This is a genomic window from Thioalkalivibrio sp. ALMg3 (assembly GCF_000381225.1).
Taxonomy (GTDB): Bacteria; Pseudomonadota; Gammaproteobacteria; order Ectothiorhodospirales; family Ectothiorhodospiraceae; genus Thioalkalivibrio; species Thioalkalivibrio versutus.
The window spans coordinates 207,006-225,059 of sequence record NZ_KB906220.1 but is presented as its reverse complement, the minus strand read 5'-3'; the positions used below and the strand labels follow the sequence as shown (position 1 = coordinate 225,059).

At 66.5% G+C, this 18,054-nt stretch carries 14 protein-coding genes and 2 tRNA genes; 6 read left to right on the top strand and 10 right to left on the bottom strand.

All coding sequences use genetic code 11. The features are described from left to right. Nucleotides 1-158: 158 nt before the first annotated feature. Together F622_RS0103185 and F622_RS0103180 are read right to left on the bottom strand one after the other, a co-directional pair. Nucleotides 159-2,681 (bottom strand): ABC transporter permease, encoded by a 2,523-nt coding sequence (locus tag F622_RS0103185; RefSeq protein ID WP_019571306.1) that lies wholly within the window; start codon nucleotides 2,679-2,681, stop codon nucleotides 159-161. Next, entirely contained in the window at nucleotides 2,678-3,388 is a 711-nt protein-coding gene (locus F622_RS0103180; RefSeq protein ID WP_018951473.1) for an ABC transporter ATP-binding protein, read from the bottom strand. Before F622_RS0103180 ends, F622_RS0103185 begins: the two co-directional genes overlap by 4 nt. Here F622_RS0103180 and F622_RS0103175 point away from each other — a divergent pair. Then, on the top strand, nucleotides 3,387-4,073 hold the full coding sequence (locus tag F622_RS0103175; RefSeq protein ID WP_019571305.1) for an arylesterase: 687 nt from the start codon (nucleotides 3,387-3,389) through the stop codon (nucleotides 4,071-4,073). The genes F622_RS0103180 and F622_RS0103175 overlap by 2 nt on opposite strands. A 4-nt stretch (nucleotides 4,074-4,077) precedes the next feature. Here F622_RS0103175 and F622_RS0103170 read toward each other — a convergent pair whose 3' ends face one another. From F622_RS0103170 to F622_RS0103140, 7 genes are all read right to left on the bottom strand, one after another. Further along, nucleotides 4,078-4,404, bottom strand: coding sequence for a hypothetical protein (locus F622_RS0103170; protein ID WP_019571304.1), 327 nt, complete (start codon nucleotides 4,402-4,404; stop codon nucleotides 4,078-4,080). Between the two features lie 65 nt (nucleotides 4,405-4,469). After that, a tRNA-Arg gene (locus tag F622_RS0103165) sits at nucleotides 4,470-4,546 on the bottom strand. Nucleotides 4,547-4,591: 45 nt separating this feature from the next. Beyond that, entirely contained in the window at nucleotides 4,592-5,509 is a 918-nt protein-coding gene (locus F622_RS0103160; protein WP_019571303.1) for an HPP family protein, read from the bottom strand. Nucleotides 5,510-5,719: 210 nt separating this feature from the next. Next, nucleotides 5,720-7,975: a bifunctional diguanylate cyclase/phosphodiesterase gene (locus tag F622_RS0103155; protein WP_019571302.1), complete on the bottom strand. Its 2,256-nt coding sequence runs from the start codon at nucleotides 7,973-7,975 to the stop codon at nucleotides 5,720-5,722. Continuing rightward, the gene (locus F622_RS0103150; protein WP_018650127.1) at nucleotides 7,972-8,835 is read right to left on the bottom strand and encodes an alpha/beta hydrolase; all 864 of its coding nucleotides are present in this window, start codon (nucleotides 8,833-8,835) and stop codon (nucleotides 7,972-7,974) included. Before F622_RS0103150 ends, F622_RS0103155 begins: the two co-directional genes overlap by 4 nt. Nucleotides 8,836-9,039: 204 nt before the next feature. Further along, entirely contained in the window at nucleotides 9,040-9,870 is an 831-nt protein-coding gene (locus F622_RS0103145) for an OmpA family protein (protein ID WP_019571300.1), read from the bottom strand. Nucleotides 9,871-9,874: 4 nt separating this feature from the next. Next, nucleotides 9,875-10,714, bottom strand: coding sequence for a motility protein A (locus F622_RS0103140; RefSeq protein WP_019571299.1), 840 nt, complete (start codon nucleotides 10,712-10,714; stop codon nucleotides 9,875-9,877). A gap of 121 nt (nucleotides 10,715-10,835) precedes the next feature. Between F622_RS0103140 and F622_RS0103135 the strand changes: the two genes are divergently transcribed. The 5 genes from F622_RS0103135 (at nucleotide 10,836) to F622_RS0103115 (ending at nucleotide 16,232) form a co-directional block, all read left to right on the top strand. Continuing rightward, nucleotides 10,836-11,426, top strand: a complete 591-nt coding sequence (locus F622_RS0103135) for a LemA family protein (RefSeq protein WP_018145650.1) — start codon at nucleotides 10,836-10,838, stop codon at nucleotides 11,424-11,426. A gap of 13 nt (nucleotides 11,427-11,439) precedes the next feature. Beyond that, complete coding sequence (locus F622_RS0103130; RefSeq protein ID WP_019571298.1) at nucleotides 11,440-13,407, top strand: M48 family metallopeptidase; 1,968 nt, start codon at nucleotides 11,440-11,442, stop codon at nucleotides 13,405-13,407. A 61-nt stretch (nucleotides 13,408-13,468) separates the two neighbouring features. Next, a tRNA-Leu gene (locus tag F622_RS0103125) sits at nucleotides 13,469-13,555 on the top strand. A 19-nt stretch (nucleotides 13,556-13,574) separates the two neighbouring features. After that, complete coding sequence (locus tag F622_RS0103120; protein ID WP_019571297.1) at nucleotides 13,575-13,883, top strand: GIY-YIG nuclease family protein; 309 nt, start codon at nucleotides 13,575-13,577, stop codon at nucleotides 13,881-13,883. 93 nt (nucleotides 13,884-13,976) lie between these two features. Then, nucleotides 13,977-16,232, top strand: coding sequence for a diguanylate cyclase domain-containing protein (locus F622_RS0103115; RefSeq protein WP_026331525.1), 2,256 nt, complete (start codon nucleotides 13,977-13,979; stop codon nucleotides 16,230-16,232). On the opposite strand, the gene mnmD is transcribed toward F622_RS0103115, so the two are convergent. Continuing rightward, complete coding sequence (mnmD, locus tag F622_RS0103110) at nucleotides 16,193-18,037, bottom strand: tRNA (5-methylaminomethyl-2-thiouridine)(34)-methyltransferase MnmD (RefSeq protein WP_019571295.1); 1,845 nt, start codon at nucleotides 18,035-18,037, stop codon at nucleotides 16,193-16,195. The two genes, F622_RS0103115 and mnmD, sit on opposite strands and share 40 nt — an antisense overlap. Nucleotides 18,038-18,054 lie beyond the last annotated feature (17 nt).

The window sequence follows — 18,054 nt, the reverse complement described above, 5'->3', positions numbered from 1 at the left end:
ACGAAGGGGGGCCCATTTTCCCCAACTCTCCGTGGCGTCCCAATGATCGACGCGGGACCGGAGAGTGACCAAGGCGCTGCGCACCGCGCCTTGTCTCGAAAAAATGGGGTACCCACGCGGACGGGTGAGTGAATCAGCCGCTCCCTGGATTCCTCGGCTTACTCCGGTCCGCGCAGGACCGCCAGGGGCGCCTGATCCAGCACCCGCCGGGTGCCCAGCCAGCCCGCCAGGGCAATCCCCAGCGTACCGCCACCGATGCCGTAGACGAAGGTCAGTGGGTTCACGCTGTAGTCGAACTCGAAGACCTGCCAGGCGAGCAGGGCGCCGACCGCCGTGGCAATGACGGACGCCAACAGCCCGGCCAGTAGCCCCAGGGCCCCAAATTCGGCGAGCAAGCCGTTGCGGATCTGGTCGCGGCGTGCACCCAGGGTGCGCAGCAGCGCGGCCTCGCGCCGGCGTACATCGCGCGTCGCCTGCACCGCCGCATAGAGCACGGTCAGACCCGCGATCAGCGTGAACAGGAAGACGTACTCCACCGCCCGGGTGGCCTGATCCATGACGTCGCGCACCTGCGCGAGGATCGCGCTGACATCGATCGCCGAGACTGCGGGGAATTCGCGCAGCCACTGGTTCTGGGCGGAGCGCTGCGCCTCGGGTACGTGCATGGCCGTGATGAAGGTCCGGGGCTGCTCGTCCAGCAACGGCGGCGGACCGATCACGAAGAAGTTCACCTGGAAGCTGTCCCAGTTGACCTCGCGGACACTGGTGATCGGGCTGCGAATAGCCTGACCGCCGACACGGAACGTCAGGTGGTCCCCGAGTGCCAGGTTGAAGCGTTCCATCAGCCCGGCCTCGACCGACCATCCGGTATCGGGGTCCTGCCCCTGCTCGCCAAACCAGTCTCCCTCGACGATGGGGTTATGGTCCGGGGGCGACGCGGCGTAGGACAGGTTGAACTCGCGATCCACCAGCCTGCGGTCGCGATCATCGTCGAAATCATCCGGACGCACGCGCTCGTCGTTGATCTCGATCAGCCGACCGCGGATCATCGGGTCCAGTTGCGGGCGCTCGAGACCGGCCGCTTCGACGCGGTCGGCGAAGGCCTGCTCCTGTCCCGGCTGGATGTTGATGAAGAACTGGTTCGGGGCATCCTCGGGGATGCTGGCATCCCAGGCCTCCAGCAGATCCACCCGGACAATGGCAAGCAGCAGCAGTGCCAGGATGCCTACGCTGAAGGCCACGAGCTGCACGGCACTCAGGCCACCCCGACGGGATAGATTGGCCAAGCCGAAGCGCAGCGCCATGCCGCCGCGGTTGCGCAGGGGCCGCAGGGCCAGCACCAGCGCCATCCCGAGTGCGGCCAGCACCGCGATCGCAACGGCCGTGCCTACCAGCACCCAGGCGGCCAGTTGGGGATCGGCGGCCTGCCAGTACAGCAGGCCGCCGAACGCCAGCAGCGCCAGTGCACCGGACAGCCAGACCGAGGTGGGCGGCAGACCCAGATCGCGCCGGAGGACCCGCAGCGGCGAGACCTGGCCGATCCGCAACAGAGCGGGCAGGGCAAAGCCCACGGCCGTGATCAGCCCCACCCCAAGGCCGGCGATGACCGGGCGGGAACCGGGCGGAGGCAGGTCCCCGGCGAGCCAGTCGCCCAGCAGCGCCGCGAGGACAAACTGGGCCGCGAAGCCGATCGCGAGCCCAACCCCGCTGGCCAGCAGGGCGACCAGCACAACGCGGCCGAAGTAGGTGAGCAGGACCTGGCGTCCGCTGGCTCCCAGCGCGCGCATCACCGCCGCCGGGTCGGCGCGGCGCTGGGCGAAGTGATGGGCCGCGACGGCGATGGCGGCCCCGGCCAGCAGCACCGCCATCAACGAGGCGAGGCCGAGGAAGCGCTCCGCACGCTCGATCGCTGTGCGCAGTTCCGGGTTGGCGTCCTCCAGACCCAGCAGGCGCTGGCCGGACTCCAGGTCATCCTCCAGCCAGTCACGGAATTCCGCGACCCCGGCGCTGGGTCCCGCGGCAAAGAACTCGTAGCGTACGCGGCTCCCGGGGCCGATCAGGCCACTGGCCTCCAGATCATCGAAGGCCAGCATCAGTCGCGGCGCGATATCCAGCAGGTTGCTGCCGCGATCCGGTTCATGCGTGATGATCGCGGCGACCTCCAGATCGAGATCCCCGACCTCCACCCGGTCCCCGACCTCCAGTCGCAGGGCCTCGAGCAGCGCCGGTTCCAGCCAGGCCGTACCCGGTTCCGGACCGCGGTCGCGGACCCGCTCGTCCGCCTCGCGGCCAGGACGGATTCGCGCCTCGCCTTTCAGTGGCCAGCCCGCCTCGACCGCGCGCAGGGCGGCCAGTCGCGATTCGTCATCCGCAGTAAAGACGACGCTGGGGAGGGAGGCCGTACGCGCCGTTTCCAGCCCGTGGCTCGCCGCTTCGGCAGGCCAGCCTTCCGGTAGCGGGTTGTCGCTGACGACGGCCAAGTCACCCCCCAGCAGCGCGGTCGCCTGCTGGGCCATGCCCCGATCCACCCGATCGGTGAAGAAGCCCACCGCCGCGACGGCTGCGACGGCGACGACCAGGGCGGCGGCGAGGACGCGCAGCTCGGCCGAGCGCCATTCACGCCAGGTGCCACGCAGCAGGGCGCGTAGATGGCTGCGGTCGGTTCCCCGGGTGGCGATCATTCGAGCACACCATCCTGGATCGAGATAATGCGATCACATTGTCCGGCCAGTTCGGGGTCGTGTGTCACCAGCACCAGCGCTGTCGCCGGCCCATCATTGTCCGGGTGTCGCGCCAGGCTGAATAGCAGTTCGATGATGCGGTGCCCCGTCCGCCCGTCGAGGTTCCCGGTGGGTTCGTCGGCGAACAGCACTGCCGGGTGATCCACAATGGCGCGGGCGATCGCCACGCGTTGTTGCTCGCCACCGGAGAGTTGATGGGGGTAGTGTGCGGAACGTTCGCCCAGACCCACGCGTTCCAGGGCCTGTGAGGCCCAGTGGTTCAGGGTTTCCTGACTTTCTTGCGCATGGGCCGGGTTGAGCTCCAGCGGGAGCAGGGTGTTTTCCATCGCCGTCAGTGCCGGCAGGAGCTGGAAGGACTGGAACACAAACCCGACCCGGCCGGCGCGCAGGGCGGCACGGCCATCCTCGTCCAGTTCGCTGATGGTTTGCCCGAGCAGCCGAACTTCTCCCGCACTCGGGGCGTCCAGACCTGCAAGCAACCCGAGAAGGGTGGACTTGCCGGAACCCGAGGCGCCGAGAATGGCCACCGTCTCGCCCGCCTGGACCGCCAGTGAGATGCCGCGCAGGATGTCCAGCGGGCCGCTGGGTCCGTTGATCCGCTGCTCGAGGTCCCGGGCCTCCAGTACAAATGACGAGGATGCATCCATGTTGCGTATTCCGTTGGTCGTGATGGGCTTGATCGCGTTGCTATGGAGTCCTGTTGCGGCTGCGAATTCCCTACCGGACGAAAATCGTTCGGCCGAGCCGCTCCGGGTCCTGGTGTTCGGGGACTCGCTGAGTGCCGCGTACGGCATGCCCGATTCCGCCAGCTGGCCGGCCCTGCTGGGCGAACGGCTGGCCGAGCGAGAGAAGGACTGGAAAGTGGTCAACGTATCCATCAGCGGTGATACCACGGCCGGGGGACGGACTCGCCTGCCCGAAGTGCTGGAACGCGCAGCGTTCGAAGTCGTCATCCTGGCCCTGGGCGGCAACGATGGCCTGCGCGGCCTGCCCCCGCAGGCCATGCGCGAAAACCTGGAGGCGATGGTCGATGCGATCAAGGCGGTCGACGCCGACACCCTGTTGCTGGGCATACGTATCCCGCCGAACTACGGCCGCCGCTACACCGAGCGTTTCGAGGCGGTATTCGCCGATCTCGCCGAGGAGCGGGGGCTCGCGTTCGAGCCGTTCTTCCTCGAGGACGTCCTGCTGGACGACGGCATGTTGATGGACGACGGCATCCACCCCAGCGAGGCCGCTCAACCCCATCTGCTCGACGCCATATGGCCGCGGCTGGAGCCCATGGTGGATGAGGCCGAAGCCCGATCGCGCCCATGCAACGGAGCCGGGTAGGGCCTCACTCCGTCAGCAACCCCCGCAGCTCGGCCACGACGGATTCCGGAAGCAGCTGTCGCAGGACCGGGTGCAGGTCGCGTTCAACCTCGGACAGCAACGAGAGGGTGCGGGTTTCCGAATGGCGACAAAGGGGATTGCCGTACTGATTGGCCTGGATGCTGCGCTCGGGGCCCATGGTCATCAAGGCGACCCCGGGTAGACCCCGAGGCCCCTCGTCGAGGACCTCGACCAGTTCGACCATACAACCATCCACCTCGCCCTGAATGCCGATCAGCGGGGCGAGGAGATCGATCATGCGGGTGGACTGTTCGGTCGTCAGCATGGCCATCCGCCTACCTTACGACCGATGCGGGCACGGCGCCAGATCGAAGATCGGCATCGGCCTCATGAATGTGGTGTCCCCGGCAGGATTCGAACCTGCGACCTGCCCCTTAGGAGGGGGCTGCTCTATCCAGCTGAGCTACGGAGACCTGGCGCGAGAGTATAAGCGCCGGGTAGGGGCAGCCCCAAACGCTTCAGTCGCCCGGGGCGGATTTCGGGTCGAGCTGGTGATGGGCCCAGGCGGTGAATTCCGCCAGCGTGACGCGGTCCTGGCGCGGGGCTTCAGGCCCTGCGAGGTTGCGGTAGGTTACTTGCCCGTCGTCGATGTTTAACACGCGCCGCACAGCCCAGTCGGCGTCGCTCCCGCCATTGCTGAAACAGTGATCCGGCTGGATCGCGTCCGGCGTGATGGGGTCGGGGTGCTGGTGATGGCGCCGGGCCAATAGGTACAGGCGTGCGAGGTCGTCTTCGGTGAGGTCGAGATACAGGTTCATTTCGCGCATGGCGTGTTCGAGGTCGTCCTGGCCCAGGCCCGCCCGCTCCAGGGCAGCCAGGGGGCCTTGCTCTGGGGCTTCGGGCGTCGGCGTCAGGCTGGCCGGATAGCGCCGCCAGGGGAACGGGTAGTTGATGATCACCGCGACAACAAGCATGACGCCCACGCTGGTCAGCACGGGATGCAGGAGAAACCAGGGGCCCAGGGTGTGCACCGACTCACCTCCCAGAACCGCATAGAGCGCGGTGGCGCCGCCGGGGGGATGCAGGCACCGCAGGTAGTGCATCAGCCAGATTGCGAGCCCGACGGCGACCGCTGCAGCCAGCAACGGGTGGGGCAGAACGTCGCGCACCAGGACCCCCACGATGGCGGCGACGGCATGGCCACCGAGCACGTTCCGGGGCTGCGACATCGCCGCGTGGGGCGCAGCGAAGAGCAGCACGGCCGTGGCGCCCAGAGACGCGAGGATCAGCCCGTTGATCCCGTTGTCGGTGACCGATGCCGCGACCTCCAGTGACAGGTAGAGGCCGATCACGCCGCCAATCAGGGCAATCAGCTTGTCCTTGTGGTTGGTGGTATCGAGCCAGTCGCCAAACAGGGATCCGCGTCCAGAGCGCAAGCGGGCCTCCTCGTAAGTTGAAAACGGGGCATAGGTTCTGCGTGCGGCGTCTCCGGGTCAAATGGCATTGCTTTGACACGGACCGGTGGAGGATGTCAGGGGGCAGGTCTGTAACGCGGTCGCGCCCGGCCCGCCTCGGGGAAACGCTAATCGAATGTTTCCCGGAGACCCAGCGATCCAGTTTCGTCTGCGAGGCCGGCTCGTGAGCAATCACATCCGGGAAATGCCTGCATGAGCCTGCAGGACCGGTGGGAGGCCTTGCGAAACCGGGGCAGGGTGCCCGAGATGGTAGCCCTGTGCGAAGTCGAACTTCAGGGCGCGTACCCGGCTGAGTTGTTCGGCGGTCTCGATCCCTTCCGCCACGGTGGTGTAGCCCACATCGCGGATCATCTGGACTAGGCCCTCGACAATGTGATGCTGGTCCGGGACATCCAGGCTGCGTACTAGGGTGATATCGAATTTGACAGTATCCACGGGCATGGAAGCCAGATAGCGGATGGAAGAGTAGCCGCTGCCGAAATCGTCGAGGGCGACCAGGAACCCTTGCTGACGTAGTCGCTGGAGATTTTCCGTCGCCAGCCCGATCTCGGTGATCAGGGCGGTCTCCGTGACCTCGAGGATGATTGGCCGATCCTGCAGGAAGGGGACGAAGGCCTCCAGCCACTGGGTAAGCGCGGCATTCACGATGGTGGGGCCCGACAGATTGATCGAGATACCAACCCCTGGCGGGATGAGGGAGGCCCGCAGATCCCCGAGGATGCGGGTCAGTACGGCCCGGTCCAGGTCGACCTCCAGATGGCGCGCCTCGACGACGGGGAAGATATCCGCGGGTCCGATGATCTCGCCCTGGTGTTCGATACGTAGCAGGGCCTCGACATACGAGGAATGATGCTCGTTGAGCGCAACGACCGGCTGGTAGGCCATTCGGATCCCGGTTCCCCGGGTGATGGCCTCGTACACGGCGTTGTTGATCCAATTGGAATAAAGGCTCTGGGTATCCTTCTCCAGTTCCGGGGTGAACAGCACGACCGGCGAGGATCCGGGGCGCTTGGCCTTGTACATGGCAACGTCGGCCTGCCACTGCAGGGCAAGCATGGCCGGGCCGTTGTTGCCGGGTGCAACGGCCAGGCCGATACTGATCTTGATGGGTTCCCGCACCCCGTGCTGGGTGAAATCGGTGGCCCGGATCCGCTCCTGGCAACGCTCGCCCAGGCGCTGGGCGCCCGATTCGTCGCAGTTGAGGAGAATCGCGGCGAATTCATCGCCGCCGATGCGAAACAGGTGTTCCCCCTCCCGCAAGACCTCGTCGATGCTGCGCGCCACACTCTGCAGGACTGCGTCGCCCGTCTGATGGCCGTAGCTGTCGTTGATGGCCTTGAAGTGATTGATGTCGAACAGGGCAAAGCACACAGGATAGCTGTGGCGGGCGGCCAGTCGCGGAAGGGTGTCCCAGTATTCATCGAAGGCCCGGCGGTTGCGCACGCCGGTCAGGGCATCGTGATGCGCGATGCGCCAGAATTCGCGGTTCTTCTCCTCCAGGCTGGAATGGACGTCCTGGAGCCGTGCCTGGTAGGAATTCAGCGATTCGCGGATCTTTTCCGTCTCCGCGACGGGCAGCAGCCCGCCGACGCGTTCCAGCACAAGGCCCCCGGCGCTTTCGCGCAGCCGGTCGACGTGGCCGGAGATGTCGCGCAGGGGGCGGACGATCAAATAGGCCAACGTTGAGAACAGGACAAGCGTGATCACACCCAGGATGGCCCCGAGATTGACCACCGCGCCCGACAGCAAGTCCTCCACCTGATCGGCCATGGGATTGGGGCGCAGATCGAACTGAGCATGCTGCAGAAGTTCCCTCGCGGGGATGGCGTTCCGCTCGCCGAGGTCGAATCGGATCGATTCGGGATCGACATGGCGGTAGACACGGCCCTCGCGGAGGGCATCCAGGAACCGGCTCTTCAGACCGACGAAGCCGGGTGGGGACTGGGCTGCGTCCGGCGCGGGAATCGGCTCGATGACCATCAGGAAGGGCTCGGTGTCGCCCCGTACCGCCCGTGGAGCGGGTGGCGGGAGCTCGAGTCTCCCGGGCAAGTGGTCGCTGTCCGAACCGGGCAAGGTCATTCCCTGGTGATCATAGATCCCGGCGTCCAGGATCCTGTCGGTCAGGATCCCCGCCTGGTGCATGCGATGATTCTTCCAGTAGGCATAGTAGTGCGGCGTGCCCAGTTGCTGGCGCACTTCCTCCCAGCGGGCGAACCTGGATGCCTGTTCTGCCGCCTGCGTGAGGACGTGCTCGAGCGTGCCGGCAAGCTCCTGGCGGGCGGCCTCGCGGCCACTTTCCTGGATCTCGCCGCGTAGCTGGTCGACCTTGTACCAGGTGTAGAGGCCAAAACTGGCGAGGGTGACCAGGGCGATCGCTGCTAGCAGCAGGGCATAGTGCGTGATTGACGGGGTTCGGCCGAAAATCATTGCGCGCGGTATCCCTGGAGGACGTGCTCGATCTCGTCCAGCAGGTCGAATTCGTGAAACTGATCGAAGAAGTGGTTGGCACCCTCCACGATGCGGACCTCTGCGCCATGCTGTTGCAGGGTCTCGATCCATTCCAGGTCGATCCGGTCATCGGCGCTGCCCGCGATCAGGGTGGAAGACACACCGCACGACTGGAAGGCCCGGTTGGTACGTTGCTTGTCCCAGTCGTAGTAGGACAGGTACGCCGCGGGCGTGGTGACGTACTGGCGACAGAAACCCAGGGCATACTCCGCCAGCCCGGCCTCACCACGGGCAAGGGCAGCGCGGGCACGAGCGGCATGTTCGGGGGATTCGAACGCGGCCTCGCCGTGCCCAAAATAGGTCACGCTAATGAAGATGGCGTGGGCGACGGGGCTGCCCAGGGAGTGCGTAAGATAGTCGAGAAGGTTGATGCTGCCGGCGCTGTGTCCGATGACGACGGGTTCCTGGCCGGTCTTTGCGTGCAGCCAGTCGACCCAGATCGCGATCTCTTCCTGGGTGTGTTCCATGGTGTGGGTATGTACGGCCTCGCATGGCAGGCTCGCCGTGCGCCGATCGATCCCCAGTGTCAGTGTGGGGGTCAGGACCGTGAACCCCGAGTCCGCTAACGCCAAGGCAAGGCGGCGCACGGTGGGGAAGTGACGGGTCTGCAGGAAACCGTGCTGGATCAGGATCGCGGGCATGTCCGGTTCGCCCGCCCAGTACGCCGCTTCAGCCGAATCCCCGGACGACATCTCCAGGATCACGGATGTTTCCTTGGCGGTTGCAACCGTGTTCAGGCTCAGGAGGATCACGGTCGCAACCGCAGCCGCACTTCGCAAGAACCATCTAGACATCCTTGTATCCCCCTGTCCTGACACGCAAACCGCTAGCGAAAATCCCTGATCGCAATGTACCAGCATCCTGCTGCGGCGGCATGCGTTGGCTAATAAACACGCGTGGATCGTACCGCGCTGTCGCGCGCTCGCCGCACCGGCGAAGACCCGCTTTTTCGTCGCGGTCGAGCAACGTTGCCTGAGCCGAGCCTACTGGCCGGGATCCGTGTGTGGCACCGCATCGGTCTCCAGCATGAGTGACACACGACGGTTGGCGGCGCGGCCTTCCGGGCTGGCGTTGTCGGCAACCGGACGAGTGTCGGCCAGCCCGACCGCGCGGAGCTGGGCTGCGTCCAGCTCGCGGGCCACCAGGTAGCGCACGACGCCGCTGGCGCGAATCGAGGATAGCTCCCAGTTCGACGGGAAGCGCTCGGTCGCGATCGGGATGTTGTCGGTATGGCCTTCCACGGTGATGGTGCCTGGGTGGTCTTCCAGGATGGGGAGCAGATCCTGGAGCAGCGACTGGCCATCCGGGCGCAGGTCCGCCTCGGCGGTCCCGAACAGGATGTCGTCGCGGATGCGCAGCTCCATCCGCCCGGGTTGCTCGACGACGTCCACGCCCTCGGGGGTGCGCGCGCGTAATCGGTCGGCCTCGCGGCCCGGGGGCTGTTCGGCGACCACCTCCGGGCCGGAGCGCTCACCGACCGGCGCCTCGTCCAGGGCGGGCCGACCCAGCAGAGAGGAATGGACCAGGGGTTCAATCAGGGCGCTGCGGTCCGGGTGGGCCAGGGCGATCGGGCTGGCAGAGACCGCCCTCGGATCATCGTCACGCGGGTCCATGAAAGTGAGCATGATGACGAACACCACGATAACCAGGGTCAGAACGTCCAGATAGGTGAGGATCCAGGCGTGCTCGTCGTCGCGCTGGCGTTCGCCCGGGTAGGAGCCGAGAAAGGCCTGCTCCGGGCGTGTGGCGGCGTGGGCATCCATCTCTGCCTGCAGCGCGGCGCGTTCGGCGGTGGAGGGGCTGGCTCCGGACATGGACTCAGCGCCGCTCCGTGGATTCGCCGCTGGCGCGTTCGTCCGTATCCGGTTCTTCCTCGCCATTCGGGGCCGCCTGGCGGATCTCGTCGCTGTGATTCTCCATGAAGGAGCGCAGGGTCTCGCGGATGTAGCCGGGCGAGCGTCCCTTGCGCATCAGCATGATGCCCTCCAGCACCATGGTCATCAGTACCACGCGCTCCTCGGTCCGGCGCTCCAGCTTGATGGCGATGGGTCGGAAGACCAGGTTCGCCAGGAGGATCCCGTAGAACGTGGTGATCAGTGCGATGCCCAGGTTCACTGCGATGACGGTGAAATCGTCGTTTTCGGTGGTCAGCAGCAGGTTGATCAGGCCGATCAGGGTGCCGAGCATGCCGAAGGCCGGGGCATAGGTGGCCATGGTCCGGAACATCTGCGCATCGGCCTGTTCGCGGGCGCGCAGGCGCGCCATGCGCCAGTTCAGCAGGTCGGAGACATCGTCCATCGGCGTGTCGTCGATCACCAGCTGGATGCCGGTGCGCAGGAACGGGTTGCGGATCTGGTCCAGCCGATCCTGGATGCGCCGCAGATTCTGGGAGAACCAGTAGCGCGAGACCTGCACGATCTCCTCGAGATCCTGGGTGACGTCGTAGCGTTCCTCGCGAATCGCATTGGCGCCGGCGCGAAACACGCGCATCACCTCGTGGAAGGGGTAGCTCATCAGCGTGGCCGCGATGGTACCGCCTACCACGATGCCGAGGCCCGGCAGGTTCAGGAAGGCATCGATATTCTGTGAGGAGAACGCGATGACGCTGCCGAACACCAGCAGACTGCCAAGGATGCCGAGGAGGGTGGAGAGATTCATGCGTACTTCCGGAAGGTGACCGCGGTCAGCATAAAACACCGCCATCGTGAGCGTCTGCCTTGTCGTGCTACCCGCATTCCGGCGTACACTCGGCTCGTCGATGATCAAGGAGTGTGGCGGGATGGATATGACTTGGGTGGTACTGGGGATCCTGGTTCTGTTGGTGATCTGGGGGGTGTGGACGTACAACCGCCTGGTGACCTCACGCAACCGGTACAAGAACGCCTTTGCCCAGATCGACGTGCAGTTGACCCGCCGCTATGACCTGATCCCGAACCTGGTCAAGGTTGCGGAACGCTACATGAGTCATGAGCGCGACACCCTGGAGGCGGTCATCCAGGCCCGTAACAATGCGAAGGAAAGCCTGCAGGAGGTCGGCGGTGATCCAACCAACACCGAGGCCGTGCGCAAGCTCTCGAGCTCGGAACAGGGGTTGTCGGGGGCCTTGGGGCGTTTGTTCGCGCTGTCCGAGAGCTATCCCGACCTGAAGGCCAACGAGAACATGATGCAGCTGTCCGAAGAACTGACCAGTACCGAAAACCGCGTGGCTTATGCCCGTCAGGCCTTCAACGATGCCGTCATGCAGTACAACATCCTGCGCGAGATGTTCCCCAACAGCCTGATTGCCAACAACCTGGGGTTCCGCCCGGGGCAGCTGCTGGAAATCGAGGACCCGCAGAAGCGCGAGCCCGTGCAAGTGAACTTCTCCTGATACCCGGGGCGTCATGAATTTTTTCGAGCAGCAGGACCGGGCGCAGCGCCGGACGCGCTGGTTATTGTTTCTGTTCGGCCTGGCGGTACTCGCCATCGTGTTGGTGATGAATGCCATCGTGCTGGTGGTGTTCGGTCAGGCAGAGCCTGTCGCTGCGGGCGAGCCCTGGCTGACACGTGAGTTCCTTGCCAGCAATGTCGCCGTGATGGTCTGGACGACCGTGCTGACCGTTGGCTTGATTGGCCTGGGCAGTCTCTACCGCACGCTCGGTCTGCGCGATGGCGGCGGGGCGGTGGCCCGCGAACTCGGCGGGACGCGGGTGGATGGCGATACCCGTGACCCGCTGCGGCGTCGCCTGATGAACGTGGTGGAGGAGATCGCCATCGCCTCCGGCGTGCCGGTGCCCGAGGTCTACGTGCTCGAACAGGAGGCCGGTATCAACGCCTTTGCCGCGGGTTACTCGCCGGACGACGCGGCCATCGCCGTGACCCGCGGGGCCCTGGAACAACTGGACCGCGATGAGTTGCAGGGCGTGGTGGCGCACGAGTTCGGGCACGTACTCAACGGCGACATGCGCCTGAACATCCGCCTGATGGGCATGCTGTTCGGGATCCTGGTGATGGCCCTGATTGGCCAGCGTGTGCTGCTTGCCATGAGCCTGTCGCGCAATAACCGCAACGCCGGGGGCATCGTCGCCGCGGGCGTGGCACTGATCGTGGTGGGCTATATCGGGCTGTTCTTCGGGCGCTGGATCCGCGCATCCGTTTCGCGTCAGCGGGAATACCTGGCGGATGCCTCGGCGGTGCAGTTCACCCGGCAGCCGGAGGGTGTTTCCGGAGCGCTCAAGAAGATCGGCGCCGCCCATACCGAGCTCGGGGCGGACACCGAGGAGGTCGGACACATGCTGTTCGCCTCCGGGGCCGTCAGTCAGATGTTTTCGACCCATCCACCGCTGGTTCAGCGCATCCAGGCGATCGAGCCGGGATTCAAGCCGGAAGAGCTGGAGGCCATCCGCGAGCAGATGCAGAAGGATGCCCAGGCGCGTCGTGTCGAAAAGGAGGCCCAGGCCGAGGCGGAGGAACGCGACCGCGGCTCGACGGAAGGCCCGGGTGGTCTGCTCCTGAATCCGGAGCGGCTGATGGAAAACATCGGCGATCCGGGGCTTTCGCAGATCCTCGGGGCGGGGCTGCTGGTGGCGGCGATGCCGGGGCCGCTGGAGCGCGCGGCGCATTCCGATGCCTGGGGTGTCGATGTCTTGTTGTACCTGCTGATCAGTAATGATTTGGAAGTACGCGATCACCAGCTCCTGCGGATCGCCGGCACGCGGGGGGCGGAGAGCGAGTCCCACGTCCGCACCCTGCTGGAGGCCGAACCCGAGCTGCGCCCGGACCTGCGCATTCCGCTGCTGGAGATGAGCTTTCCGGTATTGCGCCATCGCCCACGCGAGGAACGCCGGCAGCTGGAAGGCCTCATTGACGAACTGATCCGCGCCGACGGCCGGGTATCGGCGTTCGAATACGCGACCGGCCGTCTGTTGCGGCGCCAGTTGCGCGACCTGGAGCAGCCCGAACGTGCCCGCGCGGGCGGACGCGACCGGCTGGCTCGCCATGCTGCCCACGCGCAGGACACGCTGGCCGTGCTCGCGCATCACGGACACCCGGACGACCCCGACAAGGCCCGGGCGGCCCTGCGCGCGGGCGTTCTGGCCCTGGCGATCGAGGAGCCCACCGACGAGGCCATTGCCGCAGCTCTGGAGCGGACTGCCGATGAGGCCGCCTGGGCCGAGGGGCTGGATAGGGCGCTGGAGGCCCTGGATGCCCTGCGCCCGGCGGACAAGCAGACCCTGGTCACGGCGATGCTTGCCACGATCACGCATGGCGGCCAGACGGTAGTCGCGGAGGTGGAGCTATTGCGGGCGGTCGCGGCCTCGCTGCACGTGCCGTTACCCGTCGCGGAGATGCCCGCCGCCGACGCGGAATAATAGTGCGGCCCGCTCCCGCGGGTGCGACGATCGGGGCCGCGCGGTATGATGCGGCCGCTCCGGGGGCGTGGCGGAACTGGTAGACGCATCGGATTTAAAATCCGCTGGGCGCAAGCCCGTGCCGGTTCGATTCCGGCCGTCCCCACCAATCATTTCTACCCGGGTGTGTGATCGTGGCCAGCCCCCAACCCTGGTACGTCTATCTCCTGGAGTGCCGCGGTGCCCGGGTCTATACCGGGGTCACACCGCGGCTGGAGGCGCGCCTGGCCGCCCATCGTGCGGGGCGCGGGGCGCGTTTTACCCGCATGTACCCGCCGGAGCAGCTCCTGGGGGCGAAGGTGTTCCCCGGGCACGGCGAGGCACTGCGTGAAGAACAACGCATCAAACGCCTGCCACCCGCCGAGAAGCGACGTCTCGCGGCGACCTGGAAGAGGCAGAACGACGGGCCCGAGGGCACGCTCGATCACGAGGCGTGAGGCGAAGGTCCGTGTTGCGTCCATGCAACGGTTCAGCCGGGCCCGGGAAAGGCGCATAGTAGGGCTCTGAGCGTCCCTGTGAAAAGGCCCGGCATGCCCCAGTCCACGGACACAACCCAAGGATCCGAAGCGCGGCCAGCGGCCCAGCCGACCGACGCCCGCACCACCGAGCCGCATATCAGCGGCCCTGTGGTGGCGGCACTGATTGCCGGGGTGCTGTTTGCCCTGCTTTTCGTAGCCATCGACCAGGCCTGGAAACAGCAGATGGCCGACCGCTATCAGCAAGCGGTGGTCTCGGAGGCAAGCAGTGTTCGGACCCGACTGGAAAGCGTGCTGAATGGCTCGGTCCATGCGACGATCGGCCTTGCCGCTTATGCCTATGTCCACCCGGACCTGACCGAGGACGACTTCGATCGTGCAGCGGACCGTCTTTATCGCAGCCAGCCGGATCTGATTCGCTCTCTGACGCTGGCGCGCGGCGAGACCCTTGCGCTGGTCTACCCGCGCGACGGCAATGAGGGCGCGATCGGCCTTAACCTGGCGGAACATCCGGAGCAGGGTGCTTCTTATCGAGAAGTGCTGGAGAGGCGGCAAACCGTTGTCGCGGGGCCCTGGACGTTGGCACAGGGCGGGCGGGGCCTTCTGGTGCGCGCGCCAGTCCTGACTGATCCGGAAGATTCCCCGGAACTCGTCAATCCGTGGACACTGTCGAGTATTGCGCTGGATTTTGACACGGTCCTCAGCGAGGCGGGTCTGGCACCGCGCCCTCCCGACCTGCAACTGGCACTGCGTGGCCTCGACGGGACCGGCGCCGACGGTGAGGTCTTCTACAACCCCGAACAGATCGACGTGGCCAGCGCGCCGCTCGCGCTCGACGTGACGTTCGCCGGGGGCCAGTGGCAGATGCTTGCACACCCCGTCCCCAACCCATCGGCCACGGAGCGCCCGGCCGCCTGGTGGGTGATGGGCATGGTCGGGCTGCTGGCGGTCAGTGGCTATACGTTCCGCGTGGGGGAGGGCATCCGTCAGCGGCGGGAGGCCCTCACACGCTATCAGGGACTTGTGAATCGTCTTGCGGACGCCACTCTGGTGGTCGCCGGGCGCCACGTACTTTGGGCCAACCCGGCCTTTACCCGCATGACCGGCCTGTCGCCGGATCCTGGCCAGACCCTGTCGGCGCTGGGGGTGATTCAGGCCGACGATCGCCGGCGCCTTCCCCCGGAGCTCGACTTTTCCATGGCATTGGAGGATCCGCGCGGGCGCGAGATCCGCGTCCACACGGCGGACGGAGCTCAGCGGTTTCATTTGCTGCGCTGGGTGCCGATTGACTGGGAAGGGCAGCGGGCCTTCCTGTTGAGCTTTGTGGATGTACACGACAACCGAATGCTGTTCAACGCGTTGAGCGAGGCTCGTGATCTTCAGGACGCGCTGTTCGAGGCCATGCCCGGCGATGCCCTGGTGATCGACGACACCGGCCTGGTTCGCGCGGTCTTTGGCGAAGCGCGGCGTGGCCAGGCACCCCAGCACACGGCCGCCGGCCACACACTGGCGGAACTGCTGCCGGATGAGGTCGCGCAGCGCTTTTCCGGCGTCGTGCGCCGGGCCTTGCGCGAAGGTGAATTGCAGGAGATTCAGTACCGCCTCCAGGCGAACGTGTTCCACGGAGGCGAGACGCGTCCATCACCGGAGGAAAGCCGCTGGTACGAGGCGCGGGTACGCCCGATTGACGCACCGTTCGAAGGCTCTTCGGCCGTGGTGTGGCACGCCCTGGACGTAACCGAGCGCAAGCAGCTGGAAGAACGCATGCAGGCCCTGGCCTGGGAGGACCCGTTGACCAGAACCGCGAATCGTGCGGCGCTGGATCGGGCATTTCCGCGGCTTGCGGCGCGAGCGGATCGCAAGGAGGGACAACTGGCGCTGCTGTTCATTGACCTGGACCGTTTCAAGCCGGTGAATGATCGGTACGGCCACGCCGTAGGGGACGAACTCCTGCGCCAGCTGGCGCAACGGCTTGCGGCCAGTCTGCGTTCGGATGACCTGCTGGTACGCCTGGGCGGGGACGAGTTCATCGTGCTGAGTGCGCCGTTGAATCGACGCGAGGAGGCCGGGAGGCTGATTGAACGGTTGCAGGCGGCTTTCCGCCAGCCGTTCGAGTTGCACCCCGGCCACATGGAACCGGTGGAGGAGAGCCTCTCGTGCAGTATCGGGGTCGCCTTCTATCCCCGAGATGGTCAGCGCCTGGCGGACCTGATGATGGCCGCGGACCACGCGATGTACCGTGTCAAGGCCGCCGGACGCAACGACGTGTCCTACGCGTCGGAGGCGGCGCCGGAATCCGGCACGGAGTGACGCGCCGGGGCGAACCGTGCCGCGGTTTGCGCCTCGAGGGGCTCGATCAGACCCAGCAGGTGATCGGCCAGCCATTCGCCGGCCAGCGGGGCATAGAGCAGACCGCGCGAGCCATGCGCCAGGCTCAACAGCACCCGGCCACCGGGATCCAGCCGGCTGCGCCCGACCAGCGGCAGGCGATCGCGGACCACGGCGCGTTCCCCGGTCCATTGCGCGAGGATCTCGACTGCCTGGGCATCCTGTAGCCCTGGAACCCAGGCAAGATGCCGCAGATTGGTCTGATCATCCTCGGCCTGCGGGGAGTGTTCATTTTCGGCCCCGGGGCCCTCCGTGCGGCGATAGGTCGCGCCAATCCAGGCGGTGCCGTTGTCTCCCCGGATGCAGTAGCCCTGACCTGTTGTCACAAAGCCACCCCAATCGGGGAAGGCCGCACGGACCCGGGTCATCTGACCGGTTACCGTGGAGATACCCGCCTGTTCCGGGCACAAGGTGGTGCCATCGCCGGCGGCCGTCGCCACCACGACCGCGTCGAAGGCTTCAGACCCAGCGTCGCTCTCAACCTGCACGGGACCGGCGTTGGACGACGGCTCCAGCGCCTGTACCGATTCCATGCGCAGGGGCGGCAGGTCGTGGGCCACAGCCTCGCAAAGGGCCCGCATGTCGATCGCCAGACCGTCCGGGTAGTAGATGTGAGGGTCCGCGGTGCAACCCGGCCCGCCAGGGTCGAACAGCAGGGCCGCATGTTCGGGACCCGCTTTCAGCAGACGTTCCACGCGCTTGCGTCCGTGGGCGCTGATGCCATGGAAGGCCACGCCCGTTGCCAGCCGGATACCGTATGCGCCGGTCGGGTCGAGCTGGCCGGCAAGGAAACCGGTACGGCGCATCCCCGCGAGTGCCAGGGTATTCAGCTCCCCGTCCCGGGGGTGCAGGTTCGGTAGCAGGACGGCGGCCGGGTTGCCGGAGGCGCCACCGCCAACACCGTTCGGGTCGAAGACCGTGACCTCCACTCCTCGCGCCTGCAGGGCATGGGCGGCGCTGAGCCCGGCAATCCCGGCCCCCACGATGGCGACACGTTGCGGTACGTCGCGGGGCGGTGACTTCGCGGGCGACTGGGTGTCCCGAAGGGTCCCCACGAGACGCTCGCGTTTCGGGCCATGACCGGGCACCCGGCGTACCTCGAACCCCGTGCTCTCCAAGTCGCGTCGAACCTGACCGGCTGCGGTGTAGGTGCCGAATGTAGTACCCGGCGCGGAAAGCCGCGCCACTTGCCGGAACACCCCGGTGTTCCACAGGGCGGGATTGCTGCGCGGCGCGAACCCGTCAAAGAACCAGGCGTCCACGGTGCCGCGGATCTGTGCAAGAAGTGGAGCGGCGTCACCCAGGCCCAGGGTCAACGCGGCCCTGGCCTCGGGGAACTGGATTCGGTGGAGTCCGGGAACCGGTGGTGGATACTGGGTCCGTAGCTGGCGGGCGTCGGCATTGTCGAGGCCCAGGCGTTGGTGCAGGGCCGCAAGGTCGGCGGGTGCGAGCGGGTGGGCCTCGAGGCTCAACAGAGACAGGAAGGCGCCGGGGGGCGCGTGACGTCGCCACTCCTGCAGCGCCAGCAAGAGGTTGAGGCCGCTCCCGAAGCCGGTCTCGGCAAGCACGAAGCGCTGACACTGGCGGAAGCGCCGGGCGAGGTCGTTGGCCTCGATGAAGACCTCGCGGACCTCGGCATGCGGATCGCTGGAGCCGAAGTAGCCGTCCCCGTAGTCGGCGGCGAAAGGCTGTCCGTCACGCCATTCGAGGCGTGCCCAGTCGAGCAAGGGGGGGGGGAGCAAGG

Coding starts and splice junctions, on each gene's coding strand:
- F622_RS0103185 (WP_019571306.1), bottom strand. CDS start 2,681: ATGATCGCCACCCGGGGAACCGACCGCAGCCATCTACGCGCCCTGCTG.
- F622_RS0103175 (WP_019571305.1), top strand. CDS start 3,387: ATGTTGCGTATTCCGTTGGTCGTGATGGGCTTGATCGCGTTGCTATGG.
- F622_RS0103180 (WP_018951473.1), bottom strand. CDS start 3,388: ATGGATGCATCCTCGTCATTTGTACTGGAGGCCCGGGACCTCGAGCAG.
- F622_RS0103170 (WP_019571304.1), bottom strand. CDS start 4,404: ATGGCCATGCTGACGACCGAACAGTCCACCCGCATGATCGATCTCCTC.
- F622_RS0103155 (WP_019571302.1), bottom strand. CDS start 7,975: ATGATTTTCGGCCGAACCCCGTCAATCACGCACTATGCCCTGCTGCTA.
- F622_RS0103145 (WP_019571300.1), bottom strand. CDS start 9,870: ATGTCCGGAGCCAGCCCCTCCACCGCCGAACGCGCCGCGCTGCAGGCA.
- F622_RS0103140 (WP_019571299.1), bottom strand. CDS start 10,714: ATGAATCTCTCCACCCTCCTCGGCATCCTTGGCAGTCTGCTGGTGTTC.
- F622_RS0103135 (WP_018145650.1), top strand. CDS start 10,836: ATGGATATGACTTGGGTGGTACTGGGGATCCTGGTTCTGTTGGTGATC.
- F622_RS0103130 (WP_019571298.1), top strand. CDS start 11,440: ATGAATTTTTTCGAGCAGCAGGACCGGGCGCAGCGCCGGACGCGCTGG.
- F622_RS0103115 (WP_026331525.1), top strand. CDS start 13,977: ATGCCCCAGTCCACGGACACAACCCAAGGATCCGAAGCGCGGCCAGCG.